General features: G+C 56.6%; 25 protein-coding genes. 15 read left to right on the forward strand and 10 right to left on the reverse strand.

Going from position 1 to position 25,726, the window contains the following annotated elements:
- Positions 1 to 28 precede the first annotated feature (28 nt).
- Positions 29 to 715, forward strand: coding sequence for a hypothetical protein (locus VGE55_RS07515; RefSeq protein WP_331131090.1), 687 nt, complete (start codon positions 29 to 31; stop codon positions 713 to 715).
- Here the strand turns inward: VGE55_RS07515 and VGE55_RS07520 are convergent.
- Together VGE55_RS07520 and VGE55_RS07525 are read right to left on the reverse strand one after the other, a co-directional pair.
- Positions 697 to 969 (reverse strand): hypothetical protein, encoded by a 273-nt coding sequence (locus tag VGE55_RS07520; RefSeq protein ID WP_331131091.1) that lies wholly within the window; start codon positions 967 to 969, stop codon positions 697 to 699. The two genes, VGE55_RS07515 and VGE55_RS07520, sit on opposite strands and share 19 nt — an antisense overlap.
- 85 nt (positions 970 to 1,054) lie before the next feature.
- A complete protein-coding gene (locus VGE55_RS07525) occupies positions 1,055 to 2,071 on the reverse strand; it encodes a hypothetical protein (RefSeq protein ID WP_331131092.1) in 1,017 nt (338 codons plus the stop codon).
- 97 nt (positions 2,072 to 2,168) lie between these two features.
- Between VGE55_RS07525 and VGE55_RS07530 the strand changes: the two genes are divergently transcribed.
- Entirely contained in the window at positions 2,169 to 3,239 is a 1,071-nt protein-coding gene (locus VGE55_RS07530; protein WP_331131093.1) for an META domain-containing protein, read from the forward strand.
- On the opposite strand, the gene VGE55_RS07535 is transcribed toward VGE55_RS07530, so the two are convergent.
- Positions 3,240 to 4,466 carry a saccharopine dehydrogenase family protein gene (locus VGE55_RS07535; RefSeq protein WP_331131094.1) on the reverse strand — a complete coding sequence of 409 codons (1,227 nt, stop codon included), beginning with the start codon at positions 4,464 to 4,466 and terminating at the stop codon, positions 3,240 to 3,242.
- Positions 4,467 to 4,720: 254 nt separating this feature from the next.
- On the opposite strand from VGE55_RS07535, the gene VGE55_RS07540 reads away from it, so the two are divergent.
- A complete protein-coding gene (locus tag VGE55_RS07540) occupies positions 4,721 to 5,512 on the forward strand; it encodes an EAL domain-containing protein (protein ID WP_331131095.1) in 792 nt (263 codons plus the stop codon).
- Between the two features lie 5 nt (positions 5,513 to 5,517).
- Here the strand turns inward: VGE55_RS07540 and VGE55_RS07545 are convergent, their stop codons facing one another.
- The 4 genes from VGE55_RS07545 to metE form a co-directional block, all read right to left on the reverse strand.
- Positions 5,518 to 6,408 (reverse strand): mechanosensitive ion channel family protein, encoded by an 891-nt coding sequence (locus VGE55_RS07545; protein ID WP_331131096.1) that lies wholly within the window; start codon positions 6,406 to 6,408, stop codon positions 5,518 to 5,520.
- Between the two features lie 7 nt (positions 6,409 to 6,415).
- Entirely contained in the window at positions 6,416 to 8,176 is a 1,761-nt protein-coding gene (locus VGE55_RS07550; protein WP_331131097.1) for a cation:proton antiporter, read from the reverse strand.
- A complete protein-coding gene (locus tag VGE55_RS07555; RefSeq protein WP_331131098.1) occupies positions 8,176 to 9,375 on the reverse strand; it encodes an acetyl-CoA C-acyltransferase in 1,200 nt (399 codons plus the stop codon). Before VGE55_RS07555 ends, VGE55_RS07550 begins: the two co-directional genes overlap by 1 nt.
- A gap of 109 nt (positions 9,376 to 9,484) precedes the next feature.
- Complete coding sequence (gene metE / locus VGE55_RS07560; protein ID WP_331131099.1) at positions 9,485 to 11,785, reverse strand: 5-methyltetrahydropteroyltriglutamate--homocysteine S-methyltransferase; 2,301 nt, start codon at positions 11,783 to 11,785, stop codon at positions 9,485 to 9,487.
- A 97-nt stretch (positions 11,786 to 11,882) separates the two neighbouring features.
- Here metE and VGE55_RS07565 point away from each other — a divergent pair, with 97 nt between their 5' ends.
- From VGE55_RS07565 to VGE55_RS07580, 4 genes are all read left to right on the forward strand, one after another.
- Positions 11,883 to 12,809: a LysR family transcriptional regulator gene (locus tag VGE55_RS07565; protein WP_331131100.1), complete on the forward strand. Its 927-nt coding sequence runs from the start codon at positions 11,883 to 11,885 to the stop codon at positions 12,807 to 12,809.
- Positions 12,810 to 12,917: 108 nt separating this feature from the next.
- Positions 12,918 to 13,688, forward strand: a complete 771-nt coding sequence (locus VGE55_RS07570) for an SDR family NAD(P)-dependent oxidoreductase (RefSeq protein WP_331131101.1) — start codon at positions 12,918 to 12,920, stop codon at positions 13,686 to 13,688.
- A 21-nt stretch (positions 13,689 to 13,709) separates the two neighbouring features.
- On the forward strand, positions 13,710 to 14,870 hold the full coding sequence (locus VGE55_RS07575) for an acyl-CoA dehydrogenase family protein (RefSeq protein WP_331131102.1): 1,161 nt from the start codon (positions 13,710 to 13,712) through the stop codon (positions 14,868 to 14,870).
- Between the two features lie 83 nt (positions 14,871 to 14,953).
- Entirely contained in the window at positions 14,954 to 15,586 is a 633-nt protein-coding gene (locus VGE55_RS07580; RefSeq protein WP_331131103.1) for a hypothetical protein, read from the forward strand.
- Here VGE55_RS07580 and VGE55_RS07585 read toward each other — a convergent pair.
- A complete protein-coding gene (locus VGE55_RS07585; RefSeq protein ID WP_331131104.1) occupies positions 15,508 to 17,196 on the reverse strand; it encodes an aminotransferase class III-fold pyridoxal phosphate-dependent enzyme in 1,689 nt (562 codons plus the stop codon). The two genes, VGE55_RS07580 and VGE55_RS07585, sit on opposite strands and share 79 nt — an antisense overlap.
- Before the next feature lie 78 nt (positions 17,197 to 17,274).
- Here VGE55_RS07585 and asd point away from each other — a divergent pair, with 78 nt between their 5' ends.
- From asd to VGE55_RS07625, 8 genes are all read left to right on the forward strand, one after another.
- On the forward strand, positions 17,275 to 18,129 hold the full coding sequence (gene asd, locus VGE55_RS07590; RefSeq protein WP_331131105.1) for an archaetidylserine decarboxylase: 855 nt from the start codon (positions 17,275 to 17,277) through the stop codon (positions 18,127 to 18,129).
- Positions 18,130 to 18,189: 60 nt separating this feature from the next.
- Complete coding sequence (locus tag VGE55_RS07595) at positions 18,190 to 18,918, forward strand: fused MFS/spermidine synthase (protein ID WP_331131106.1); 729 nt, start codon at positions 18,190 to 18,192, stop codon at positions 18,916 to 18,918.
- A 66-nt stretch (positions 18,919 to 18,984) separates the two neighbouring features.
- Positions 18,985 to 19,452: a hotdog fold thioesterase gene (locus VGE55_RS07600; RefSeq protein ID WP_331131107.1), complete on the forward strand. Its 468-nt coding sequence runs from the start codon at positions 18,985 to 18,987 to the stop codon at positions 19,450 to 19,452.
- A gap of 3 nt (positions 19,453 to 19,455) precedes the next feature.
- Positions 19,456 to 19,833, forward strand: a complete 378-nt coding sequence (locus tag VGE55_RS07605) for a DUF2237 domain-containing protein (RefSeq protein ID WP_331131108.1) — start codon at positions 19,456 to 19,458, stop codon at positions 19,831 to 19,833.
- 38 nt (positions 19,834 to 19,871) lie between these two features.
- Positions 19,872 to 20,711 (forward strand): class I SAM-dependent methyltransferase, encoded by an 840-nt coding sequence (locus VGE55_RS07610; protein ID WP_331131109.1) that lies wholly within the window; start codon positions 19,872 to 19,874, stop codon positions 20,709 to 20,711.
- A 26-nt stretch (positions 20,712 to 20,737) separates the two neighbouring features.
- A complete protein-coding gene (locus VGE55_RS07615) occupies positions 20,738 to 22,066 on the forward strand; it encodes a DUF1329 domain-containing protein (RefSeq protein WP_331131110.1) in 1,329 nt (442 codons plus the stop codon).
- Between the two features lie 99 nt (positions 22,067 to 22,165).
- Positions 22,166 to 23,569 (forward strand): AarF/ABC1/UbiB kinase family protein, encoded by a 1,404-nt coding sequence (locus VGE55_RS07620; protein WP_331131111.1) that lies wholly within the window; start codon positions 22,166 to 22,168, stop codon positions 23,567 to 23,569.
- A 217-nt stretch (positions 23,570 to 23,786) separates the two neighbouring features.
- Complete coding sequence (locus VGE55_RS07625) at positions 23,787 to 24,200, forward strand: hypothetical protein (protein WP_331131112.1); 414 nt, start codon at positions 23,787 to 23,789, stop codon at positions 24,198 to 24,200.
- Positions 24,201 to 24,227: 27 nt separating this feature from the next.
- Here VGE55_RS07625 and VGE55_RS07630 read toward each other — a convergent pair whose 3' ends face one another.
- Together VGE55_RS07630 and VGE55_RS07635 are read right to left on the reverse strand one after the other, a co-directional pair.
- Positions 24,228 to 25,301: an MBL fold metallo-hydrolase gene (locus tag VGE55_RS07630; RefSeq protein WP_331131113.1), complete on the reverse strand. Its 1,074-nt coding sequence runs from the start codon at positions 25,299 to 25,301 to the stop codon at positions 24,228 to 24,230.
- A gap of 24 nt (positions 25,302 to 25,325) precedes the next feature.
- On the reverse strand, positions 25,326 to 25,598 hold the full coding sequence (locus VGE55_RS07635; protein ID WP_331131114.1) for a hypothetical protein: 273 nt from the start codon (positions 25,596 to 25,598) through the stop codon (positions 25,326 to 25,328).
- Positions 25,599 to 25,726 lie beyond the last annotated feature (128 nt).

Raw genomic sequence — 25,726 nt, forward strand, 5'->3', positions numbered from 1 at the left:
CCTGCGTACGCTGTGTGGAGTGCATGACATGAAGTTGGTGAAGTGGGTCAAGCCCGTGGTGGCCTTGGTGTTGGTTTCGGCATTGAGCGCCTGTGCCTCGGTGTACGATGTGCGCCCCCAGCCGGTGAATACACAGGTGTCTGTGTTCAACAATGGGGTTGAGTCGCTGCGTTCCAAAAAAGTCCATGAGGTGGAGGTGGGCGCCAGCGCACCGCAAATGGTCCAGTTTGATGACTTGCGGTTCATGGTGAGTTTCACCAACCACGGCAAAAATCCAGTGGAGTTTTCTCCGGCCAATGTGGCCGCCACCCTCAACGGGCAAGCAGTTCCGGTGTTGAGCTACGAGGCACAACTGCAAGACATTGAAAACCGCTTGAGCTACTACGGGTATCGACTGTCAGTGCTTCCCGGACCAGGGTACGTGGCGCCGTACTATCAGTCAGGCGTGGGTTTTGGTGGGCGTTTTGGTTTTGGCTTTGCCGGTTTCGACGATGGCATGAATGACCGGCTGGACGTGCAGCGCGCCTACAACGACCTGGACCGGCTGAAGCGTTTGGGATTGAAGCCCCGCGTGGTCAAACCCGGTGAAACCGCGGCTGGCGAAATTACCCTGGCCCGCCGCTTGCCCGCAGGCTCGGTGCAGTACCTAAGCCTGGATGTCAATGTGGATGGCGAAACCCACCACTTTGAATTTGGTTACCATTCACGCCGTTGATGGCCCACGCTGGGTTCCAGCGCTGGACTGGTCGCCAACCGAAGTGACTCAAGTTTGGTTTCCAGAAAGCAGATTCGTTGATCTCGCTGTCGCAATTCTCCGCTTAAAAACTCGATTACTTGATTGAGTTGATCAATTTCCTGCGCACGTTGTGTCAACAGTGTTGCGCAACGTTCTTGAATCCCCGCCAAATGCCGGGTCAGTACTTGGTTTTCAAACATGAGTTGTTCGATTTGTCGCAGAGGGCAATCCATGGCGCGCATCCAAGTCTCCGTCGGGGTTGATGGAGATTATATTAAATGAGAACTATTCTCATTACAATAGATGCTGATCCAGTCTTTATTGCCTATTTTTTCTGAACAAGGTCAGTGTGTTGCCCACTGGCGAGCTGTTGTCACCAATAATTCCTTTTTCGGTCACCAACAAGTCTTGGGGTGAAAACAGCGGCGCACGGCCCTGACGAACCTGCGATGGGCCTGTTGAAAATGTCAGGGGGGTGGTGAATGCCAACACCGCGCCGGTGGGGCTGATGTGCGCAATTTGCCCGGTGAGGTAATAAGTCACCGCATAACTGCCGTCGGCCAGAATAGAAAAATCGTCCGGCAACTGGGGCAGGGTGGCAATCACGAAGGGGGTGCCAGCGCTGCCATCGCCGCGCACTGCAACCCCATTCAATTGACCCAGACTGGGCGGTGCCGAATCCGTGAAATACAGGATATTGCCTTGCCGCTGCAGTCCGTTTGGAAAGCGCCCAGTCAAATCCAGCCATGTGGATTGCTGTGTCACCACCAAAGGGTTGGCAACATCGAGTTGCAGGCGGATCAATTTGGGCGAGGGCAGGGCCGTGGTCGACAAGGGACCGTCCGCTGCATACAGGCTGCGTCCATCCGGTCCGTCCGCCAGCCCGTTGGGCAAAGCCGTTCCACTGTAGGTGAATATTTTACTCAGACGCATGGGCTTGCTGTCCAAGGGGCTTGCCCACAGCGTGCCGTCGCCGCAATTGGCATACAGCACATTGCGTTGAATGGCCAGGCCTGTGAAGTTGCATGCAGTGTCATTCAGCGCCGTCAGGCTGAAACTGTTTGCACCGGCCTTGACCACTTCAAAAACACCTGTGCCGCCGGACACAAACAGGCGACCACTGTTGGAAAAAATCATGTTTTCTGCATCGGGCACCGTCAGTAGGGGCACTGCATCGGCACAGGCATTTTCAAAACACAAGGTACTCACTTCGGCCGCGGTGGTGCGGCCAGACTGTGATGTTGTGGATGCAGACTCCGATGTGCAGGCGGTTAGGTGCCCCAAACAGAATATTGCAAGAATGGCTGTGCAAGCGGGTTTCAGAGAGGTTGGCATGGTGGAGTTTGCAGTGGTTGTACACCGTGTTACTTGGTCAGGCGTTGACTTGGATGTGGGCAATAATCGATCAACCCCTTCAATGGAGTTCACAACAATGAAGAAGACGATGAATGCTGCAATCTGCTGTGGTGTGCTGGCCTTTGCCAGCCCTGTATGGTCACAACCCGCTTTGCCCGGCGATCAACCTGCTCACCCGTTGGCTTTGGGCGCTTTGCCCGCCACATTTCAGGGCGATTTGCCCTGTGCCAGTTGCGAGGCCATCCAGTACACGGTCACGTTCAATCCTGACCACACCTACGTGCTGACGTACCGCTACAGGGGTGTTCAAGGGCCAGACACGCGCAGCGACCTTGGGCGTTGGTCCCAGGCGGCGTTTGGGCCCGTCATCGCCCTGCGTGGGCAAGGCGAAAACCCGGTGTTTTTTGCGCTGCAGGCCGATGGCAATCTGCGTCTGCAAGACATTGAAGGACGCAATATCCTGTCCCAGCAAAACTACACCTTGACACGCTTGCCACAGCCCGAAAGCGTCAGTGTCCGGTTGCACCCCTTGCAAGGTGAATTCACCGCCACTGCGGATGCAGCCCAGTTCACCGAATGTGCGACTGGCAAAACGTTCCCGGTGACCCCTGCTGGCGAAAGCGACAAACTGGCTGCAGCGTGGGCCAATGCACGCGCGCAGGGGGCTCAAACGGTGGTGGCCACCGTGTACGGTGAACTGACACAGACCGCAACGCTGCAGGGCAAGAGCGACCCCGCAGGATTGACCGTGTTGCGCCTGGACGATGTGAAAGCCGGTTCCAAATGTGCAATGCCCAAAACACCCGCACAATTACAAAACCAGGTGTGGAACCTGGTGAAACTGGGCGACCAGGACATTGACGCCGGACAATTGCCCCGCGCACCACAGCTGCTGTTGCAGGCGGACAGCAAACGCTTGAGTGGTTCAGGCGGGTGCAATGCCATCTTGGGCAGTTACCAGTTGGATGGCCAGCGTTTGAGCTTATCAACCGTGGCCTCCACCCGGATGGCCTGCACGTCACCCAACGATGTTGAAGGGCCCTTTGTCCAGAGCCTGTCCGAAGTCAGGTCCTGGAACATTCTGGGCAACTGGCTGGAGCTGTACGATGAAAAGGGCCAAATGCTGGCCCGATTCGAAGCAGCCTGATCACTGGTCCATCAGGTCAAAGCTCAAGCCTGCATGGTTTTGCAGGCGCGCCAATAAGGCATCACCCATCAAGGACGACGGTGTCCAGAAACCACCGTCGTCATTTTTTGGCAAATCCCGGGCCAGGCAGGTAACGGCTTCGCCCAAAATTTTGGCTGTTGAGCCATAGCCAGGGTCCATGTCGCCTTTGACACGCGCCCGCAAGGTTTGCCCCCGGCTGGTTGTACCGAAGAAGTGAAGCTCGTAAAAGCCCTTGCGTTGTGCTTCTTCACTGGGGCCTTCACCGGGCTTGGGCACCACGAAGCGCTCCAGAACCCAACGGCTGGGTGGAATGGCGGCACCCACAAAAAAGCCGGTCAGCGCGCTGGCCACAGAGGCAGCGGTCAGTCGACCCTTCAGGCCTTTGCCGGTCATCATGGCCTCGTCGTATTTGAAATCTTTGCCGTAGGCGTAGTTCATCATGGCGTTGCTGCGGTGAATCACGCGCACGTTGATCGCGCCCATGACAAACGGGGCCACCCAGCTTTGGGCTGTGTTGTCGAACTCAGCAAATTTCACATTGGGTTGACGGGCGGCCAGCTTTTCTGGCGCCAGCAAAAATGGGTTGGCCAGTTTTTTGGCCAGGGATGGGTCTTTCGTCACTTCCTTGGTGATGTTGATCATGCTGGCCACGGTGCCGCCTGAAAACTCGCCCCGGAAACGACCAACCCGCATGGCCACCTGTTGACAAGGTTCACCAAATTGGCTCTTGGCAGCTTGCTGGATAAAGTACACCCCCATGTCCGATGGAATGGAATCAAAGCCGCAGCAATGCACAATGCGCGCGCCGGTTTTCTTCGCTGTCGCTTCATGGGCTGCAATCATGCGGGCAATCCATTGCACTTCGCCGGTCAGGTCGCAGTAGTCCACACCGGCCTCAGCACAGGCCCTCACCAGTTCCGAACCATACAGGGCATACGGCCCCACGGTGGACACCAAAACCCGGGTTTGGGACACCATGGTCTCCAGGTCGGTCGGGTTGGATGCATTGGCCAAAATCACCGGCAAGGCATCGGCGCCATCCCCGAGGGACGCTTTCAGGCTGGCCAGTTTGGCAGCATCCCGTCCGGCAATGGCCCAGGTGATTTCTCCGTTTGCACCGTGACGGTTCCAGAGGTAGCGGGTCAATATCTGCCCCACAAAGCTGGTGGCGCCAAATACCACCACGTCAAAAGTCTTCTTGGTCATGCCGAGGTCTCCTGGTCTGATTCGATTGGGGTTGTTTTACTGGTGTTTTGCAGTGAGGTTACTCCGTTGGGATGATACTCGTCTTCCGTCACCCTACCGAGTTCGAGCGATCTGATTGCGGGTGTGAAATAGTGGCGGGCCACGCAGGAGGGCAGCAAGTGGCACACCCGTTTACATCACAACAAGCGCGCGACAGCGCTCATACCCAAGGGCATCTGCGATGGCAGTTGCTGCGGGGTTTGCTGCAAAATCAAATGCCGGCAGATTTAACACTCGCGTGGCAACCGTTGCTGTGTCGTCATGCCGCGCGCGATGGCCTGCATGCCGAGGCCTTGTTGCGGTTTGATGAGCCCACGCATGGTCGCAACCGGTGCTTTTCGAATGCAGACGCCGTGCTCCAAATTTGCCAGCAGTTGGGGAAGATGGCGTTTCTGGACAATTGGGTGATGACGCGGTGTCTGGAATATCTGGATATGAATGCGGATGCATTGGAGGGCCTGAAAACACTCTGCGTGAACATCTCCCCACACTCGCTCAACCAAGCGGCGTTTCTGGACGATTCACTGGCATTGATTCGGGCTCACCCCAAGGCGGCCAGCAAGTTGTGTCTTGAAATCACTGAGCTGGGTGCAATGTCCAACTTGCATGCCGTGCAGCGCTTTGTGTCGCGTTGTCGGCAGTTGGGTGTTCGTATTGCGCTGGACGATTTTGGTTCGGGCTACAGCAACCTGCGCTATGTCATCGACTTGCAGTTGGACATGATCAAAATTGACGGTTCGATTGTGCGCACCATGTGCCACAACCGGGCCAGTCGTGCGGTGGTGTCGGCCATCAGCCAACTGTCAGCCAGCTTGGGCTATTTGTGCGTGGCTGAATGGGTGGAAGACCTCGACACGCTGCGCGCCTTGAACGCTTTGCCAGTGGATTGTATCCAGGGGTTTTTGGTGTCTGAACCGGTGGACCCAGCCCTGTTTTTTCACAGGGCCGCTTTGCAAGAGTTGGTGTGTCAGTCCCGCTCATTGCCCGTGGAGTGGATTCAGTCGTAGTGTTTTTAATCTTGAGCCTGTGTGTTGGTATCCACAGGGTGTTCTAAATACTCCACCCAAAAACGTTTCACCACCGCTTTTTCCAGTTGGCCGCGTTTGTTCAGTGGGCAACCCAGGCGCAGCGTCATGCGCAAACATTTTTCATCCACACTGTTCCAAAACACCTCGGGTTGTGCCTTGGGCAAATCCACAAAATGGCTGTTTTCCAAATGGGTGAAATGTCGCTCTGCCTCCAAAATCCAGTGCTTGCCCGCCTCATTGGCCAATTTCAACACCAGGTTTTCTGCGCGTTGAATGTTCACGCGCCGGTCAAAATGAAAGTCAATCAAGTGAATGCCATAGGCACCATAAGCCGACAGGTTTTTTAAGGGCCACTGAAAAATCAGGCTGTTGGGCAGTTGCAGCAGGCGCCCGGTTTGCTTTTTGGAGGGGCCAATTTCAGCGAGTTCAAAGCTGACAAAGCCTGTGTTGACCAACTGGCCGGTGTATTGGCCAATTTCGATGGTGCTGCCAATTTTCAGGCTTTTGTTGAGCGAAATAATCAGGGCGCCCCACACGCACAGAATGAACTCCTTGCTGACCACCAGCAGCGCACCACCAATGGCTGCCAGTGAAATCAAAAAGCCGGTGATCTGGTTGGACCACAAGGCCAGAATGAGCAGCACAGCCGTGACCCACACCAGGTTGCGTCGGCGCACCCAGGTGGCCCGCAAGTCGCCGGAAGGGTCGGCTGTTTTCTTCACCGCCAGGCGCCAGTGCATGAAGCGGTTGATGAAGGTGGCCATGAAGAGGATGAGCACGGTCAAAATGACCCGGCCCAGTCGGCTTTCCAGAAAATCAAACACCGCCTCAATCACAGGCAGGCTTTCTCGATACAGGTGTAATAGTTCGTTCATGGTGTGCTCAGTTTCGACCACCGATGGTTTGGTCTTGCCGGAAAATCTCCTCGAGTTCCTGTCGTCCTTTCAAGCCCAGTTCAATCAGCTTGTCCGGGTCGCCTTGCACTTTGTCCAGTCGGTTCAGCATGTCCTCGTCGTGTTTGCGAAACACTTCGGCGGCGCGCATGGCCGCACCATCGCTGTATCCCAAGGCGTTCAATGTGTTGGTGGCCGCTTCCAGGGCACCGCCAAACAGTTCGCGGATCACTTGGTGAGCCCCGGCCTTTTTCAGGGCGACATAGTCCACCCGGTTGTGGGCCCGCGCAATGATGGTCAGCTTGGGGTAATTGGCTGAAATGTAGGCCACCAGGTTTTTGGCGGTTTGGGGGTCGTCAATGGCCACCACCACGACGCGAACCCGCGATATTCCAGCAGCCTCGACCACCTCGCGGCGTGCGGCATCGCCGTAATACACCAGGTTGCCGAATTTTTTCACGAACTCAATGTGGTCGGCGTCTTTGTCCAGCGCGGTGAAGCGGATTTGGTTGGCCGCCAGAATACGGCCGGTGACTTGACCAAATCGACCAAAACCCAGAATGAGCACCTCGGATTCCTGAGAGTCAAATTTGGCTTGTTGTTGTGGGTCTTTGGCAATTTGCTTGTCGGTGAACCGATCAAACCACAACACTGCTGGTGCTGTGAGTGCCATGGACAAACCCACCATGAGGTTGACCATGTCGGCGGTGGAGGCGGGCAGCAGTTTTTGTGCAGAAGCCTGCGCCATGATGACAAATCCAAACTCGCCGCCTTGGCACAACATGAGGCCCAGCATGAGTGCGCGCGGAAACGGCACTCGCGCCAAGGTCACCAAGCCAATAATGACCGTGGTCTTGAGTGCCATCAGCCCCAAAGTGCCGAAGGCCACCGTGATGGGCGAATGGGCCAGAAGCTTCAAGTCCAGGGTCATGCCGATGGAAATGAAAAACAGGCCGAGGCTTAAGCCCTTGAAGGGCTCCACATCGGCTTCCAGTTGATGGCGGAATGACGAGTTGGCCAACATCAGCCCAGCCATGAATGCACCCAAGCCCATCGAGAGCTGCACTTTCTCCATGATGGTGGCGGCACCTAGAACGATCAGCAGCGCCACCACGGTCATGATTTCGCGGCCACCGTAGCGGGAGAGCACATTCAATATCGGATTGATCAGAAAGCGCGCAAACACCACCAACCCCAGGATGGTGGTGGGCGCAATCCACCAGGCCAGGTCTTTGTCGTTCAACTCGACCGGTGCCACTGCCTGAACCACAAACAGAATGGGCACCACGGCCAAATCTTGAAACAGCAAAATGGAAAAGCCGCGACGCCCATCTTCATTGCCCAGAATGCCTTTGTCGGCCATCAACTGAACCGCAAAAGCGGTGGATGACAGGCCCAACGCCAGTGCAATCACCAAGGCGCTGTGGGATTTCATTTCGAACAAATACACCAGCACCGCGTACACCACCGCCGCAGTGGCAGCCAACTGGCCTGTGCCCAACAGCAACACCTGGCTGCGCATGGCCCACAGCTTGGCGGGTTCCAGTTCAAGGCCAATCACGAACAGCAACAGGATGACGCCAATCTCGGAGAGGTGCAGCACTTTCTCAGGGTCGACAATCAAACCCAGCACCTGGGGCCCAATGACCACACCGGCCACGAGATAACCCAAAATGGCACCCAGGCCAAGCCGCTTGAACAGCGGCACGGCCAGTGCCGCGGCCAGCAGGAAATAAACAACGCTTTGCATCAGGCATCCAGCAGGCGGATGGCCATGGCTGTCGCTTCGCCACCGCCAATGCAGAGGCTGGCCACGCCTGTTTTACCGCCAGTGCGTTTCAATGCGCCCAGCAAGGTGCACACAATGCGCGCACCGCTGGCGCCAATTGGATGGCCCAATGCGCAGGCACCGCCGTGAATGTTCACTTTGTCAGCCGGCAAGTTCAAATCGTGCATGGCGGCCATGGTGACCACGGCAAAGGCTTCATTGATTTCGTACAGGTCCACCTGTTGAGCCTGCAAACCGGTTTTTGCAAACAATTTTTGAATGGCGCCCACGGGGGCTGTGGTGAACAAGCTGGGCTTTTGCGCATGACTGGCATGGCCCAGTATTTCCGCCAAAGGCTGCAGGCCCATGGACTTGGCTGTGCTGTGCCGCATCAAGACCAAGGCGGCTGCACCGTCTGATATGGATGAGCTGTTGGCCGCTGTCACGGTGCCGCTGTCCCGCCGGAAGGCGGGTTTGAGCTGGCTGATTTTGGCGGGGTCGGCTTTCAGGGGTTGTTCGTCTACTGTGACCGTCTCCGTGCCTTTGCGGCCCGGCACTTCAATCGGTGCCACTTCCCAGGCAAAGTGGCCCTGTTCAATGGCGTCTTTGGCCCGTTGCAGCGAGCGAACCGCAAACTCGTCCTGGGCTTGCCGCGTGAATTGATATTGGTCTGCACATTCTTCGGCAAAGGTGCCCATCAGGCGGCCACGCTCATAGGCGTCTTCCAGACCGTCCAAAAACATGTGGTCCATCACCTGCCCATGCCCCATGCGCAAGCCAGCCCGGGCTTTGGGCAGCAGGTAGGGTGCATTGCTCATGCTTTCCATGCCACCGGCCACGGCCACGGTGCTGCTGCCAGCCATCAGGCCATCGTGGGCCAGCATCAGGGCTTTCATGCCCGAGCCACACATTTTGTTCACGGTGGTGCATGCTGCGTCCAGCGGCAAACCTGCACCCAACGCCGCTTGGCGTGCGGGGGCTTGGCCTTGCCCAGCGGGCAGTACACAACCCATGATGACTTCATCCACCCGTTCCGACAGGGTGGGGTGCCCGGTGCGCTTCAGCGCGGCGGCAATGGCATGTGCGCCCAAATCGGCGGCTGGCAGGCTGGACAGGCTGCCCTGAAAACCGCCCATGGGTGTACGGGCGGCAGAAACGATCACAATCGGGTCAACAGACATGGTGGGGCTCCAAGTTCAATGCTTTTGGGGATTATTGTCCACGCAAAATCCTGATCAAAAGCCCTATGAACGTGAAACCCGCCTGTTTTGCTGACCCGCCGAACGCACTTCAGGTGTTGAGCATGGCCCGGGTGTCGGCCGTGGCCTCCACCATCACTTTCAAGGCTTGTTCGGTTTCAGCCCAGGCGCGGGTTTTCAGTCCGCAGTCCGGGTTGATCCACAGGTTGCGGGCTGGAATCACCTCAATCGCTTTTTGAATGAGGCGAATCAGCTCGGCCTTTTTGGGCACCCGGGGTGAATGGATGTCATACACGCCCGGACCAATTTCATTCGGGTAGGCAAACTCCCCGAAGCCCCGCAACAGTTCCATGTCAGACCGGCTGGTTTCAATCGTAATGACATCCGCATCCAGTGCTGCAATGTCCGGCAGAATGTCGTTGAATTCCGAATAGCACATGTGGGTGTGGATTTGGGTTTCATCACCAACGCCGCTTGCACTGATGCGGAAGGCCCGTGCCGCCCACTGCAGGTAGTCTTTCCAGCGGGATGTTCTCAATGGCAAACCTTCCCGGAAGGCGGGCTCGTCAATTTGAATCATGCCGATGCCTGCCGCTTCCAGGTCGCACACTTCGTCGCGCACGGCCAGTGCAATTTGCAAGGCTGTGTCGCTGCGGGGCTGGTCATCCCGTACAAAACTCCATTGCAAAATGGTCACGGGCCCAGTCAGCATGCCTTTCATGGGTTTGTCGGTCAGGCTTTGGGCAAAACGGGTCACGTCCACCGTCATGGGCACCGGCCGGCTCACATCGCCAAACAAAATTGGGGGCTTCACGCAGCGTGAACCATACGACTGCACCCAACCGTTGGCGCTGAAGGTGAAGCCCTCCAGTTGTTCACCAAAGTATTCGACCATGTCGTTGCGTTCGGCCTCGCCGTGCACCAGCACATCCAGCCCAATGCGCTCCTGAAACTCCACCGCTTGGCGAATTTCCTGCTGAATGCCTTGCCAGTATTGGTGACGATCCAGTTCGCCTTTGCGAAAACGTGCGCGCAATTGGCGAATGTTGGCGGTTTGTGGAAACGATCCGATCGTGGTGGTGGGCAACATGGGCAGGTTGAATTTCTCCTGCTGTTTGGCCTGCCGGGCATTGAACGGGCTTTTGCGCTGGTCTGCATCGGCTGGCAACGCCGCCAGGCGCGCACGCACGGCGGGGTTGCTGGTCAGCGGGCTTTGCTTGCGTGCCTGTATGCGTGCTTGGTGGGCTTGCCAAAGCTGCGCCTGCGCACCGCTCCAACTGGATTTGCCCAGGTGGGCTTCAATGCGCGTTTTCAGCAATTTCAGTTCATCGAGTTTTTCATGCACGCCAGCCAACCAGGGGCGCACCTCAGCGCGAATGCTGGTGTCGCTGCTCAGGCGGTAGGGCACATGCAACAGCGAGCAGCTGGGTGCAATCCACACCTCGCCCTTGCCGCTTTCAAATGCATTCAGGATCAAGCTGTGAGCCTGGTCGAGGTCGGTTGCCCAAATGTTTCGGCCATCCACCAGGCCAAGAGACAACACCTTGTAGTTGGGCAACCAGTCCAGCACCAGTGGCAGGTCTTCCAGCGCACGGCAGCAGTCCACATGCAGACCATCCACCGGCAGCTTGCACAACAGGCTGGTGTGGCCCTGTGTGCTTGAGAAGTAGGTGGACAACAGCACTTTTACACCGGTGGATTTGAAAGGCTGGTAAGCCGACTCGCAGCGGGACAACCAATCGGACGGGATGTCCAGGCCCAGCACGGGCTCGTCCAGTTGTACCCAGGTCACACCGGCCTTGGCCAGTTGGCTCAGCAGCTGTGCATACACCGGCACCAGTTGGTCCAGAAGGTTCAGTCGGTCAAACCCGGCTGACTTTGATTTGCCCAGCCACAGAAAGGTGAGTGGTCCCACCAGGCTGACTTTGATGGGGTGGGCCAGTGAACGGGCCTCTTCAATCTGCTCCAGCAAGCGCGTGGGCTGCAAGGCAAATTGAGTGGCTGCTGAAAACTCGGGCACCATGTAGTGGTAGTTGGTGTCAAACCACTTGGTCATTTCCAGTGCGTGTGTGTCCACATGACCTGTCTTGCCGCGCACCATGCCGAAATAGCGTTCCAGTGCGGGTTGTTGTTCTGAAAAACCAAAGCGTGCGGGTTCACAACCCAACAGTTGAATGTGGTCAGCCACATGGTCGTACAAGGTAAAGTCGCCCACGGTAATAAAGTCCAAACCGGCTGCGATTTGCGCTTGCCAGTGCCGCTGGCGCAGGCTGCGGGCCACGGCCTGCAAGGCTTGCTCATCGCTGTCGCCTTTCCAGAAGGATTCCAGCGCAAATTTCAACTCACGGTGTTCTCCAACACGGGGAAAACCTAAAACATGGGATTTGATCATGGTGTGCTCAAGGGAATTGGAATCAGAACCCGCATGGTGAGTTGAATCGTTGTATTATTCAAACGATAAATATTCACTAAAAACATGAATAATATTCATGATTAAAACCATGCTTGAACTGCGCCACCTCAGAACACTGAAAGCCATTGAAGAAACCGGCAGCTTGTCGCGCGCGGCCGATGTGCTGTGCATCACGCAGTCGGCGGTGTCGCACCAAGTGAAGGCCTTGGAAGATTGGGTCGGCGAGGAGCTGTTGTACAAACAGGGCGGGCAAACCCGGTTCACAGTGCTGGGGCAAACGCTGCTGAACCTGGCGCACAAAGTGTTGACGGATGTGGACAGCTGCGAGTTGGGCATTCGGCAATTGAAAGAGGGCGCTGGTGGGCCATTGCGGGTTGCCGTGGAATGCCACACCTGTTTTGACTGGTTGATGCCTGCCATGGACCAGTACCGAAGCCGTTGGCCTGAGGTGGAGCTGGACATTGTGTCGGGCTTTCACGCAGACCCGGTGGGTTTGCTACACCAATCGGCTGCCGAATTGGCCATCGTCTCGGAAGACGGTGCGGAAGAGGGCGTCACGCTGTTTCCCTTGTTCAAGTTTGAAATGGTGGCCGTTGTGCCTGCCGATTCCAAATTGGCTGAGCGTGCATACTTGCGCCCATCGGATTTTAAAAACCAGACCTTGATCACTTACCCGGTGCCGGACGACATGCTGGATGTGGTGCGGCATTTCTTGAAACCCGCCGGTGTTGAGCCGGCACGGCGCACCAGCGAATTGACGGTGGCCTTGTTGCAGTTGGTGGCCAGCCGCCGCGGAGTGTCTGCATTGCCTGCTTGGGCGGTGCAAAGCTATGTGGAGCGGGGTTATGTGGCGCAAGTGCGGCTGGGCAAGCACGGCTTGATGTCCACCCTGTATGCCGCGGTGCCCAAGGCCCTGTCCAACAAAGCCTACGTGCTCGACTTTGTCCATTTGGTGCAGGATTTGTGCCTTCGCGCACTGCCCGGTGTCGAGCGGCCGTCATAAGTGTTCAAACAACGCAAAAAAACGAACGTTCGTTTGTTTTTGTAACGCCGCAACCCCCAATTCTGCGGTACGCTTTCTGCATTCATAACACTGTGCAGGAGACATTTCATGAAACTCGACAATGCGGTGGCGGTGGTCACGGGCGGTGCATCGGGCCTGGGTTTGGCCACGGTTGAAGCGTTTTTGGCCAAAGGTGCCAAAGTGGCTGTTTTTGACATGAACGAGGCCGCAGGCCAAGCGGTGGCCGCAGCCCACCCCGGTCGCGTTATTTTCCAGAAAGTGAATGTGGCCGATGCCGATTCGGCAACCGCAGGCATTGCAGCCACCATGGCTGCCTTTGGCGCCATTCATGTGGCAGTGAACTGCGCTGGTGTGGGCACTGCCTCCAAAATTCTTGACCGCGACAGCAAAGCCCTGCCGCTGGAAGCCTTCAACAAAACCATTCAGGTGAACCTGGTGGGCACCTTCAACATTTGCCGACTGGCTGCCGAGGAAATGGCCAAAAATGCACCCGATGCCGATGGCCAACGCGGTGTGCTGATTAACACGGCCTCCGTTGCTGCATTCGATGGACAGACCGGCCAGTGCGCCTACTCCGCCAGCAAAGGCGGCGTGGTTGGCATGACCCTGCCCATGGCCCGGGACCTGTCCCGCTATGGCATCCGTGTCAACACCATTGCGCCCGGCATTTTCGACACCCCGATGATGAAGGGTGTGTCCGAAGAATACCGTCAACCGCTGATTGCCATGGTTCAAAACCCCAAGCGTTTTGGCGACCCAGCCGAATACGGTCAGCTGTGTGTCACCATGGTAGAAAACAACTACCTGAATGCAGAAACCATTCGTCTGGATGGTGGCATTCGCATGGCAGCCAAGTAAAGACAAAGTCAGGAGACACACATGGGCGGCATGGACCAATTCAATACGGCCGGAGAAGACATCACCCTGTTTCGGGACATGCTGCTGCGCTGTCTGGAGAAAGAGGTGATTCCCTATTATGACCAATGGGAGAAGGACGGCTGGATGCCCAAGGAGGCCTGGCTGATGCTGGGTGCCGCTGGCATGCTGGCGCCTGACATGCCAGAGGAGTACGGGGCTGCTGGCGCGCCGTTTGAAGTCAACCAGATGATTCTGGAAGAAACCTGCCGCCTGAACCTGCATGCTTTGAGCACCGCGTTGAACGTGCACGCCAACATTGTGGCGCCCTATGTGAACAACCTGGGCACGCCCGAGCAGAAAGCGCGTTGGTTGCCCAAAATGATTACCGGTGAAGTGGTTGGCTCCATTGGTATGACCGAGCCGGGCGCAGGCAGCGACCTGGCAGGCATGCGCACCACGGCGGTTCGTGATGGCGATGAATTTGTCATCAATGGCTCCAAAACCTTCATCACCAACGGCTTGCATTGCGGTTTGCTGGTGTTGGCTGCCAAAACAGACCCCAGCAAAGGCGCCAAAGGCATCACCCTGTTTTTGGTGGACAGTTCGCTGCCCGGTTTCAAGAAGGGCAAGGGCATTAAAAAAATGGGCCAGCACAGCAACGACACGGCTGAATTGTTTTTTGACAATCTGCGTGTACCCGCCAGTGCGGTGCTGGGCGGCCTGAACCAGGGTTTCATTCACCTGATGCAGGAATTGCCCCGTGAGCGGTTGGGCATTGGCTCGCAGGCCATTGGTGCCTGTGAAGGCGCGATGGCTGCAACGGCCGACTATGTCACCCAGCGCAAGGCCTTTGGCCAGTCGGTGTCGCAGTTTCAAAACACGCGCTTCAAAATGGCGGAGTTGCGAGCGCAACTGGAGCTGACCAAGGCGTACTGGAAACAGTGCCTGCAACGTTTCAAAGCGGGTGTGATGAGCACGGAGGAAGCCTCCATCCTCAAACTAACCTCCACTGAACTGCAGGTGAAAGTAACGCACGAGTGTCTGCAGTTGTTTGGTGGCTACGGCTACACCGAGGAATACCCCATTTCCCGTTTTTTTGCAGACGCGCGTGTGCAAACCATTTATGCCGGTACGTCTGAAATCATGAAGGAAATGATTGCCCGCTCAGAACTGGGGCGTTGATCACATTCCCGCAACATACGGCTGGCATAAAGGGGAGTTGAGTTCAACTCTCCGATCAACCCGATCCCTTGGGGCTAGCCTGCATGAAATCCATTCTGAATACCTTGCATGAACAACGGTGGGACGACCACCGCTATTACCACCACAGCCGCATCAATCAAAGCCTCCACCTGCTCAGCGCCTTGTCGTTTTTGTTCGGCTATGTGCTGCTGTTTGTCGACCCCATTGCTGCGGCGTTTGTGGCCTGGCTGGTGGCCATGACCAGCCGCCAGATTGGCCATTTTTTCTTCGAGCCCAAAAGCTACGATGAAGTAAACCAGGCCACCCACGACTACAAAGAAGACATCAAGGTGGGTTACAACCTGCGGCGCAAAGTCATTTTGTTGAGCATTTGGGTGGCTTTGCCAGCGTTGATCTGGTTCACACCGTCCACGTTTGGGTTGCCACCCACGCAGCCGGACGTTCAAAGCTTTGTGCACACCGTGGGCGAGTGCTGGCTGTATTTGGGTTTTGCAGGGTTGGTATTCCGCACCTTGCACCTGTTTTTTATTCGGGATGTGGAAACAGGCCTGGTCTGGGCACTCAAGATCATGACCGACCCGTTCCACGATGTGAAGCTGTACTACAAATCCCCGTTCTACCTGCTGAAGGGCCAGCTCATCGACCCCATGGACGATGTCAAGGCCCGCCAGCTTTCCAGCAGCACACGGCGCTGAATTTTCTGGTTGGTGTTGCAGGCTTCACCAGCCTCCCACCAACCATCGGCCTGCATGGCGCGGGCTGCTTCCACAAAACGCTGACACACCTCGTCGAATTCAACATCGCTGAATTGATGGCTGAAAATCATGCGGCCCGAACCGACCCAACTCAGCAGTAGGCCGGCATCCAGCAAGTAAAACTGAAACATCCAGTTAAAGCGGGATGCACGGCCATACACAATGGTCCACACCGAGGCCATGTTGCGAACCGCCACTGGCAACTGGGCGGCTTTCAGGCGCTGGTTGAGTTGTGCGCACCGGCCATCCCACACAGCGTCTAGATTCTCGTACAGTCGGTCTGCCTCGGGCGTGTCCAGGTGCCGCAAAAACGCGTTCATGGTGTGCATCACATACGGGTGCGAATTGAATGTGCCCCTTGCAAAGCAGATGTCCGCTGGTTTGCGGTTGGAATAGCGGCGCATCAATTCCGCCTTGCCACACAACACGCCCACTGGCAAACCGCCACCCAAGGTTTTGCCATAGGTCACCAGGTCGGCACGCACGCCGAAGTAGTCTTGCGCACCGCCCTTGGCCAGCCGGAAGCCCAAAAAAACCTCATCGAAAATCAGCACAATGCCGCGCTCTGTGCACACCCGTCGAAGGGCTTGTAACCACGCGGTGTAAGCGGCCTTGTCATAACCCGCTTTGCGTGCACTGTTCAGCAGTGCGCTGTCGCCCGGCGCATTGCTGTTGGGGTGAAGCGCCTGCAAGGGGTTGACCAGCACGCAGGCAATGTCGCGCCGTGTGGCCAGCACTTTCAGGGTGCGTTCACTCAGGTCTTGCAGGGTTAGCGTGCGGTCAGCACTCACCGGGTTGCCCACGCCGGGTTGAACATCGCCCCACCAGCCGTGGTAGGCCCCGGCGAAGCGCACCAATCGCTCTTTGCCGGTGTGGTATTGCGCCAGCCGAACGGCTTGCATCACCGCCTCTGTGCCCGACATGTGGAATGAAATTTCATCCTGCCCGGCAATGCTCAATATGCGGCGCGCATTGTCCAGCACCACCGGATGATAGGGGCCCAGCACTGGGCCCAGTGGGTGCATCTCGCTGGCTGCTTCTTCTATGAACAGTTTGTAGTGGTCGTAGCCCAGCAGGTTGGTGCCGTAGGCACCCGTTAAGTCGATGTAGTCATGGTTGTCGACGTCCCACACACGCACGCCTTCGCTTTTCGACAAAAACAGCACAGGCTGCAGGTGCTCGTTCACCATCTGTCGAAACTGAAATGGCACACGGTACTTGTAGGTGAATTGTGCGTCCGACAGGGTTTGAACCGCCTCGCGCATCAGCACGGCGCCCACGGGGGCGCGTTGGGCCAAGCGTTCGGACAGGCTGAAAAAACCAGCCTTGCGTTGGTTCACCAGTGCGGCACTGGCCCCGTCACAATCAAAAAACGCTTGGTCTTTCAGTTCGTAATAGGGCATTAAGCGGCTTAAGCGTTTGGCCATGCGCACGTGCCCAGCCAGGCCCGGGTGCTTGGCCCGGGACAATTGCAGGCGTGCATGCCCGAGGTTCATCAAATAGCCGGCCGAGCCAGCACCAGCCACCCATATCAAAAGGTCGAAGTCCATACACCGTCTTGTCAAAATGCATCGGTATGTTTGTACCCTTTGTGAATGACAGGCCGATGAAAGCGGCCTGCTGAACCCATGCAACACAATCAGCCCGACACCTGGTTGGACGTCCTGAATTTCTGGATGACCAACCGAATACCCCGCCTGGCAGCCAGTCACTGGATGGGCCGCATGAGCCGGGTTCGGCAACCCTTCTTGGTGAAGCCTGCCCTGTGGGCCTGGAACCGCTTCACGCCCTTGCAGTTGCATGAAGCTGAGCAACAGCAATTTCAATCCATTCACGACTGCTTTACCCGAGCCCTAAAGCCTGGACAACGACCCATCGACCCCTTTGGCCAAGCGGTGTCGCCATGCGATGGCGAAGTGGTGTCGCATGGGCTGATTCAACAGGGCCAGTTGTTTCAGGTTAAAGGCCTGGACTACAGCTTGCAGGAATTGCTGATTCACCCCGACACAGCGGCGCGCTACACCAACCACCAATTCATCACCCTGCGAATTCGGGCCAGCCAGTACCACCGCTTGCATGCACCATTGACGGCGCAACTGACCGGGGTGGACTATATTCACGGTGATACCTTCAATGTCAACCCACCCACCGTGAGGCGACTTGAAAAACTGTATTGCCGAAACGAAAGGGCGGTTCTTCACTTGAAAGGCTCACAGGGTGAGCCTGTGGCCATGGTGGCTGTGGCTGCAATATTGGTGGCAGGTATTCGGCTACACGCCACGGGTTTGTTGTTTGATCAAAGTTACGCTGGGCAAGCCCGTTTGCCTTTGAACCAGCCCGTGCAACGGGGCGAGGAATTGGGTTGGTTTGAACACGGGTCCACCATCCTTCTGTTGGTGCCGGCTGCATGGCAGTTGCACCCCTCAATTGCGCAGGGCAGTGGTGTTCGCATGGGCCAGTGTCTGTGGGTGAAGACTGCTTGACCCGTTTGTTCACCAGCCTGCGGTATGCTGTGCGCTGATCTGTTTTCAGCGAACTGGCACGTGGATATTCTGATTAGTGAAGACAAGGGTGTGCGCAACCTGCACTTTGGCTCCGAGTGGGTGCAGGGTGCCATGCGCATTGCCAGGCCCTATGCCCTGGAACTGGAATACACCCGGGAAATGATGGCGCCATTGCTGTTTCAGGCCGACGCACATTGGCCTAGAAACGCCTTGGTGATCGGCTTGGGTGTGGGCGCTTTGTCCAAGTTTTTGCACCGCAACTGGCCAGCATGCACGGTCACCACAGTGGAAATTGAGCCCGCCGTGTTGGGGGTCGCACAACTGCATTTCAAATTGCCCCCGCAGTCGCCCACCTTCCGCATCGAGATTGGATGTGGTGCGGATGTTCTGGCCCGGTCTACTGAACAGTTTGACCTGATTCTGGTGGATGGTTTTGATCACAAAGCGAAGGTGGGACCACTCAATTCAAGCGCATTCTATGCGCAGTGTAAAAACCACCTCAGCCCCAATGGCTATTGCGTGGTCAACGTGCTGAGCAAACAGAAAGACACCCTGGCTGGGCAAACCCGCTTTGTTCAAGCCTTTGATGGCCAAGCATTGATACTGCCGCCCTGCGCCAGCGGCAATGTGGTGGCCTTGGCCCATGCCGGCGCGGGGTTTGACACCACGGCAGATTTGCTTGCCCAACGGGTCGACAACATTAAACTGGCCACCGGTTTGAACCTGAAACCCACCGCTTCCAAGCTCAAATCGCTTCTCAGGTTGTGAAATTCCGTTACAGTAAAGTGAAATTTGACGGCCTAGCCCTCAATATCCACACACAAGAGCCTGAGCATGACCACTCAATCAAATCCTGAAAAGCAGTCCATCTGGTTTGCAACCCCTGACCTGGCCGCCATGAATGCCGGTGGCAAAAACACCGCTTTGGAAGCCTTGGGCATTGAAATCACCGAGATTGGACCCGACTACATTCGCGGCACCATGCCAGCCGAGCCGCGCACATTCCAGCCCTTCGGGCTGGTTCACGGTGGCTGCAATGTGGTGCTGGCCGAAACATTGGGCAGCGTGGGTGCCAACCTGGTGGTGGACAACAGCCAATATTACTGTGTTGGCCAAGAGGTCAACGCCAACCACCTGCGGGGCGTCCGTTCGGGCACAGTCACCGGCACAGCCACTTTGTTGCATGCGGGCCGCACATCCCAGGTGTGGAGCATTGAATTGCGGGATGACTCGGGCAAGCTGAGCTGCATTTCACGCTTGACCATGGCCGTGGTGCCTATTCCGAAAACAGCCCGGGGTTGATGCATGAGTGAATTGCCTGAAGCCGAGGATCGCAATGTGCTGGGTGGCACCTTGATGGCGTGTTCCTATGCGCCGCTGACCGGTTTTTTTCGGGATGGTTGTTGTTCCACAGGCACTCTGGACACGGGGCGGCACGTGGTGTGTGCCAAGGTGACTGAAGAGTTTCTGGCGTTTTCGCTGAGTGTGGGCAACGACCTGTCCACCCCCAGGCCCGAGTACCGCTTTCCGGGATTAAAACCCGGTGACCGCTGGTGTGTGTGCGCTTTGCGCTGGCTGGAGGCTTACAAGGCGGGTGTTGCACCGCCCGTGTTGCTGGAAGCCACGCACGAAGCGGCTTTGCGCTTGGTCCCTCTGGATTATTTGAAGGAACTTGCCCTGTGACGTTGCCTCGCTTATTTCCCAATCTTGCCCGGCAATTCATGTCCGCTGCACGCATCAGCCCCACAGCCCTGTACACCGCACAGGTGTGGCAGGAAAACGGTCGGTCGGTGCCTGAGTTGGCCTCTTTGCCAGCCAAGGCCCTGTACACCGCGTTAAGCCCAGCGATGGCAGTGTCTCGAAAGCTGGGTGGCCCCACGCTGCAAGACTTTTTGTTGGCCCGCCACGACTTGATCGACCGGCAATTGCATGAGGCCATCACCAGTGGCAAAGCCACCCAGGTGCTGGAAATTGCAGCAGGTTTGTCGCCAAGGGGCAGCCGCTTTGTGCAGCAGTATGGGGATGACATCACCTACATTGAAGCAGACCTGCCTGGCATGGTCGCCCAAAAGCGAAAGTTGCTGGAGCAGCGGCTGGCCGTGTGCCCTTACCACCACATTGAAGTGATTGATGCGTTTGCAAAAGAGGGCGTACACAGCCTGACCGGGTTGGTGGAACAACTGGACCCTGAGCGCGGCTTGGTCATCATCACCGAGGGCTTGCTGAATTACTTCGACCGCGCCAGCGTGTTGGACTTGTGGTCCCGCATCGGCCAAACCTTGTCAGGCTTTCAGCATGGCTTTTACTTGAGCGACTTGCACTTTTCGTCCCACAACGACGATGTGTTAAGCCGTGTATTTGCCGCTGCCCTGGGTGCTTTTGTGCGTGGAAAAATTCACCTGCATTTTTCAAGCTCCGGCGAAGTCCAGCAGTTGATGCAGCAACGGGGGTTGGCTTGCGAGGTGTTGAACCCCGAAGACTTTGCCGGTGATTTACCCGCCTGCGCCACTGCTGGTGCAGGGCTGACCCGCGTGTTGTCGGCCACTGCCATGACCTATTGATTCAACGTTCACAAAGGGAAGCCCACATGCCCATTCATCACCGTGTTAAAACAGCGTTGAGCCGGGTGGTGTTGGTCTCGGTGTTGGTGGTTATTGGTGGCCCACTGCATGCGCAAACCACCCCCATGGGTGCAGAGCTCAAAGGCAACGCCGCAGGCACCATTCCGGATTGGACGGGTGGTCTGGCCAAACCACCGGCTGGATTCGATCCGAAAAAGGGTTATCTGGATCCCTTTGCCGGGGAAAAACCGCTGTACATCATCAACCAGTCCAACCAGGCTCAATACATGAGCCTGTTGAGCCCCGGTCAACAAGCCCTGTTGAAGCGTTACCCCAACTACGCCATTCCGGTTTACAAAAGCCAGCGGACTGCAGTGTTCAGCAGTGACATGATGAATGCTGTGTCTGCGGAAGCCAAACAAATCCGCTTGTCGGCCGACGGGCTGGCCTTGCAGGGCCTGCTCAGCAGCAGCGTGCCATTTCCACAGCCCAAAAATGGTCTGGAGGCCATCTGGAACACCCTGCTGCGCCGGCCTGTGCAAACGTTGCGGGTGCACACTGCCAGTTTTGTCGGTGGTGCCGGGGTAAAGCCCAACCCGGTGTCCAGCAGCGCCACCATTGCATTTGCGCCGGCCATCGACAAAGCGGGCAGCAACACGCTGTTTGGCCTGATTGGTGAAACCACACGGCCCTCTGCGCAGGCTGGCGAAGCGGTGTTGGTGCTCGACACGCTGAATTTCAAAGATGAGCAGCGTGCGGCCTGGGTTGTCAACTCAGGGCAACGGCGCATCATTCGTGCGCCCGAGTTGTCGCATGCTGCACCGGCTGGCAATTCAGACGGTTTGCGCACGGTGGACGATATCTATGGGTTCAATGGCTCCCCTGAGCGTTTTGACTGGAAACTGCTGGGCAAACGGGAGTTGCTGATTCCATACAACAATTACCGCCTCACCGACAAAGCCCTGAAATACGAGGCCATGTTGAGTGATGCGTTCCTGAAACCCGAATTGACCCGTTTTGAGCTTCACCGCGTGTGGGTGGTGGAGGGTACCTTGAAAGCAGGTGCTGAGCATGTCTACTCCAAGCGGACTTTGTACATTGATGAAGACAGTTGGTATGTTGCCCTGATGGACCAGTACGACAACAAGGGGGACTTGTGGCGCGTCAAAATGTTGTACTTGATGCAAGCCTATGACGCACCGGGCATGTACAGTGCCGGCGAGGTTCAGCACGATTTCAACGCGCGGAAGTCCGCTTTCTCTGGTTTCCAAAACGAAGAGCCGCCGACCGAGTTCAATGTGCCTGTGAAACCAGGCGACTTTACCCCCACAGCCTTGCGAAAACTGATGCGCTAAAACGCACCGGGCTGGCAGTTTAGAAGAGATTTTCACGACGCAACCGGGGCAGGGCACTACAATAGCCCCGGATTTCATTGAACCTGTACCCGACATTCCATGGCCAAGCCCCCCAAACCCGACGCTTCAGATTCCGAACTCGACCGCATCAAGACGGGCGCGTTTGAGCGCAATGTGGCATTGACGAAAATGGGTGTGGGTGCAGGTGCCAAAATTGCATCGCACACCGTGCGCAACCTGTTTCGCCGCGGCGAATCCAAAGACCAGGCCAACCGGGACTTTTACCGTCAACAAGCCCGCGAATTGGCTGACGAATTGGGGCGCTTGAAAGGCAGCGTGATGAAAGCAGGGCAAATGTTGTCCCTGTATGGCCAGTATTTTTTGCCAGAAGAAGCGGTGGAAGTGTTGGCATCGCTGCAAGACAACACGCCCGCTGTGTCTTGGTCTTTTGTGGAGCCTCAACTGATTCAGGCGTTGGGCCATGGTGCCATCCAAAAACTTCACATTGAACGCAAGCCGATTGCTGCTGCATCGCTGGGACAGGCCCACAAAGCCACCATCAAGGCAACCGGCGAAACCGTGGTTGTTAAAATCCAGTATCCCGGTGTGGCCGATGCAATTGACACAGACATCCGCACGCTGTCTCGTCTAATCTCCGCCACCCGCATGGCGCCCAAGGCATTGGACCTTACGCCGGTGTTTCACGAGCTTCGTGACATGCTGGTGCGCGAATGCGACTACGTCCAAGAAAAAGCATTCACGGAAACCTTCAGTGAAAAGCTGGCCAGTGATCCACGATTCATCGTGCCCAAGGTGTACCCCGAGTTTTGCGCGCAACGGGTGTTAACCACCAGGTACGAGCCGGGTTACTCTGTGTCTTCTCCCGAGGTGCAGGCATTGTCACAGGCGCGGCGCAACAAGCTGGCCAAGGCTTTTGTGGACCTGTTTGTGACCGAGTTCTTTGACTGGAAGCTGGTTCAGACGGACCCACACTTTGGCAACTACCGGGTGCGCATCGATGCCGAAGGCGACAATGATCAGGTTGTAACACTGGACTTTGGCGCGACACGCCCATTCGAGGCCCGCTTTGTGGACAGTTACGCGAAAATCGTGCGTGGCTCACTGATGCGCAACCGTGCAGAGATCGCCGAAGGCGTGTTGGAGATTGGCCTGATGGATCCGGACACGCCCCGTTCCGTGCTTGAGGGTTTTGGTGATCTCACCGAGTTGATTGTCGAACCTTTCCGCAAGCCGTTTTCTCCGGGGGTTCCCGAACGCTTGTACACCCCCGGGGGTGCTTACTGTTTTGGGCCCTCCGATCTGCCCGCTCGTGTAGGACAAACGGCTGCACTCAAAATGATGTCCAAGCATTTCAAGATTCCCCCCCAGGAAATCATTTTCCTTCACCGTCGCATTGGTGGGGTACTGGTGACTTTGCGCACTTTGCGGGCCGAGTTGCGCCTGCACGAGCTACTCAAACCGTACCTGAATCTGCCCGATTGATGACCAACAGGCCGCGCGACGGTCTGCAATTGTCGCGATTGACCGATTCAATCAACTTTTCCTCGAAGCTTGCTGGAACAACGGCGGCTATGATGAGTCTCACACAAAGCATGGACATTCAATCAATCTTTTCTATGGATTGAATAGTTCTTTTGTCTTGCCCAATCGCTGTCCCTGTGGTTCAATTCATTATCTTGTCCTAGACAAAAGGCAAATCATGGCAGCAGCACTCGATTCTGTCGGCGTCGTTGTTCTTGAGCCGAATACACAACTGTTGAAGAAATTGTGCGCCGTGGCCGCCGGTACGTGGGGCCAGCATGAGGTGTTGCCTCGTGCCACCGCCAAAGAATTGGCCAATGCTGCGAAGTTCCTCAAGATCGGTGTGGTGGTGGTGAGGGCCAGTTACCAACGTTCTTCCGAGTTGATCCAGAATACGCTTGCGGATTTGTACGCGACAGGGACTCAGGTGGTGATTATTCAGGACACCAGTGCCCGTCTGGACCGCCGCCGTTGGGTATCGATTGCGGGCATGCACTTTTTGTCCGACGACTCATCGGACGAGCAGTTGCATGACTTGCTGGCGTTGTGCCTGGTCCGTCACTGCACCCCCAATGTTCACCGCTTGATCTGAAACTTGGTCATTCTGATCTAGACAAATCTAGGGTTTGTCGAGCGCCAGGGTCTGCCCATGCTCCAGCATGACGAACTCGTCTTCTGCAAGGCCTGCGCGCTGTGCCGCCTGTCGGACATCGCCCAGCGGCTGGTCCAGCGCCTCGTCGGTCAGCTCAAAGGTTCCCCAGTGAACACCCAAAGAGCGCGCTGATTTCACCTCGCGGTGAATTCTGACCGCTTCCTCCGGGTTGATGTGCTGTTCCTTCATGAACCACCGGGGTTCATAGGCGCCCACCGCAATGGCGCTCAGGTCGAAAGGTCCCAAACGTTTGCCAATCTCAACAAAATCCTTGCTGTAGCCCGTGTCGCCAGAGAAGTAGAACCGCAGGGCAGGGTGTTGGACCACCCAACCGCCCCACAGGGTTTCGTTGCGATCACTCCAGGTGCGTGTGGACCAATGGTGGGCGGGCACCAGCGTGATGGGCACTCCATTGACTTCGGCAGTGTCCCACCAGTCCAGCGCAACGGTGTTTTCAACGCCCCAATCGGTCAGCGTGCGCTCCACCCCCAAAGGCACCAAAAACACGGTGCTGGGCTGACGTTTGGCCAATTCAACGATGGTGTTTTTGTCCAGGTGGTCGTAGTGGTTGTGGCTGATCACCACCGCATTGATGGGGGGCAATTGGTCAACGGTCACCGGGCTTTCCACTTTTCGTTTGGCCGGGCCTGCCCACTGAATGGGGAAGGCGCGCGGGGAAAAGTGCGGGTCAGTCAGAACGGTGAATTGCTGGATTTTCAGCAATACGGTGGCATGGCCCAGCCAGGTTGCCGTTCGGTCGCCAGCGGCTTCCCATTCGGCCTTGGAGAAGGGGTGAACTTTGAAATCGGCGTAGGAGGCGCGAAATTCCCCGGGGGGTGGTGGAAGGGTTTTTCCAAAACGTTCCCGGTACCAGCGCAGCACATCCTCCATGGACTTGGCAATGCGGGTGCCGTCGCTGTTGACAAACCCATCGGGCCGGTGGTGTGGCTTACTCGCATCGTAGTAGGGGTTGGACGATGCGCATCCAGACAACAGGGTGGCGGAATACAAAAACGCCATGGTTTTCAGACCGAACTTCATAACCCCCCATTTCGCTGCTTGGTGTTACAGCGCCTTCCATTGAGTACCCAAATACGCCATCAGTGGCAGCCCCAAGTAGAGCATGCAGATGGCCCTGAAATAGTCCATGGATTCTACTGGATGGATGGATTCTGTCAAAAAGCCGGCATGGCCCACATCGCTGCTCACCGAATTCCAGGCCAGCGATATGCTGGGTTCTGTTACAGAGAACAAGGGGTTGATGACGCCAGGTTCAATGATCCATGCACAGGCCACCACCCAAACAAACCAAAATGCCACAAAGCGCTTTACACTCATGTTGTTCCCCTTTCGCTCAATTGGTATCACTCTGAGAAACAACTGTACAATAAACACTGTAACTGTGTACAGTATTTTTAAGCGTGTGTTGTATTCATCCAATTGCGTGGGCTGGCGGTATCAGTTTC

The organism is Limnobacter sp. (genome assembly GCF_036405155.1).
Taxonomy (GTDB): domain Bacteria; phylum Pseudomonadota; class Gammaproteobacteria; order Burkholderiales; family Burkholderiaceae_B; genus Limnobacter.

Coding starts and splice junctions, on each gene's coding strand:
- VGE55_RS07570 (WP_331131101.1), top strand. CDS start 12,918: ATGAAACTCGACAATGCGGTGGCGGTGGTCACGGGCGGTGCATCGGGC.
- metE (WP_331131099.1), bottom strand. CDS start 11,785: ATGATCAAATCCCATGTTTTAGGTTTTCCCCGTGTTGGAGAACACCGT.
- VGE55_RS07605 (WP_331131108.1), top strand. CDS start 19,456: ATGAGTGAATTGCCTGAAGCCGAGGATCGCAATGTGCTGGGTGGCACC.
- asd (WP_331131105.1), top strand. CDS start 17,275: ATGCAACACAATCAGCCCGACACCTGGTTGGACGTCCTGAATTTCTGG.
- VGE55_RS07555 (WP_331131098.1), bottom strand. CDS start 9,375: ATGTCTGTTGACCCGATTGTGATCGTTTCTGCCGCCCGTACACCCATG.
- VGE55_RS07565 (WP_331131100.1), top strand. CDS start 11,883: ATGATTAAAACCATGCTTGAACTGCGCCACCTCAGAACACTGAAAGCC.
- VGE55_RS07580 (WP_331131103.1), top strand. CDS start 14,954: ATGAAATCCATTCTGAATACCTTGCATGAACAACGGTGGGACGACCAC.
- VGE55_RS07575 (WP_331131102.1), top strand. CDS start 13,710: ATGGGCGGCATGGACCAATTCAATACGGCCGGAGAAGACATCACCCTG.
- VGE55_RS07540 (WP_331131095.1), top strand. CDS start 4,721: ATGCCGGCAGATTTAACACTCGCGTGGCAACCGTTGCTGTGTCGTCAT.
- VGE55_RS07625 (WP_331131112.1), top strand. CDS start 23,787: ATGGCAGCAGCACTCGATTCTGTCGGCGTCGTTGTTCTTGAGCCGAAT.
- VGE55_RS07610 (WP_331131109.1), top strand. CDS start 19,872: ATGTCCGCTGCACGCATCAGCCCCACAGCCCTGTACACCGCACAGGTG.
- VGE55_RS07550 (WP_331131097.1), bottom strand. CDS start 8,176: ATGCAAAGCGTTGTTTATTTCCTGCTGGCCGCGGCACTGGCCGTGCCG.
- VGE55_RS07515 (WP_331131090.1), top strand. CDS start 29: ATGAAGTTGGTGAAGTGGGTCAAGCCCGTGGTGGCCTTGGTGTTGGTT.
- VGE55_RS07635 (WP_331131114.1), bottom strand. CDS start 25,598: ATGAGTGTAAAGCGCTTTGTGGCATTTTGGTTTGTTTGGGTGGTGGCC.
- VGE55_RS07520 (WP_331131091.1), bottom strand. CDS start 969: ATGGATTGCCCTCTGCGACAAATCGAACAACTCATGTTTGAAAACCAA.
- VGE55_RS07525 (WP_331131092.1), bottom strand. CDS start 2,071: ATGCCAACCTCTCTGAAACCCGCTTGCACAGCCATTCTTGCAATATTC.
- VGE55_RS07585 (WP_331131104.1), bottom strand. CDS start 17,196: ATGGACTTCGACCTTTTGATATGGGTGGCTGGTGCTGGCTCGGCCGGC.
- VGE55_RS07615 (WP_331131110.1), top strand. CDS start 20,738: ATGCCCATTCATCACCGTGTTAAAACAGCGTTGAGCCGGGTGGTGTTG.
- VGE55_RS07600 (WP_331131107.1), top strand. CDS start 18,985: ATGACCACTCAATCAAATCCTGAAAAGCAGTCCATCTGGTTTGCAACC.
- VGE55_RS07535 (WP_331131094.1), bottom strand. CDS start 4,466: ATGACCAAGAAGACTTTTGACGTGGTGGTATTTGGCGCCACCAGCTTT.
- VGE55_RS07545 (WP_331131096.1), bottom strand. CDS start 6,408: ATGAACGAACTATTACACCTGTATCGAGAAAGCCTGCCTGTGATTGAG.
- VGE55_RS07630 (WP_331131113.1), bottom strand. CDS start 25,301: ATGAAGTTCGGTCTGAAAACCATGGCGTTTTTGTATTCCGCCACCCTG.
- VGE55_RS07530 (WP_331131093.1), top strand. CDS start 2,169: ATGAAGAAGACGATGAATGCTGCAATCTGCTGTGGTGTGCTGGCCTTT.
- VGE55_RS07620 (WP_331131111.1), top strand. CDS start 22,166: ATGGCCAAGCCCCCCAAACCCGACGCTTCAGATTCCGAACTCGACCGC.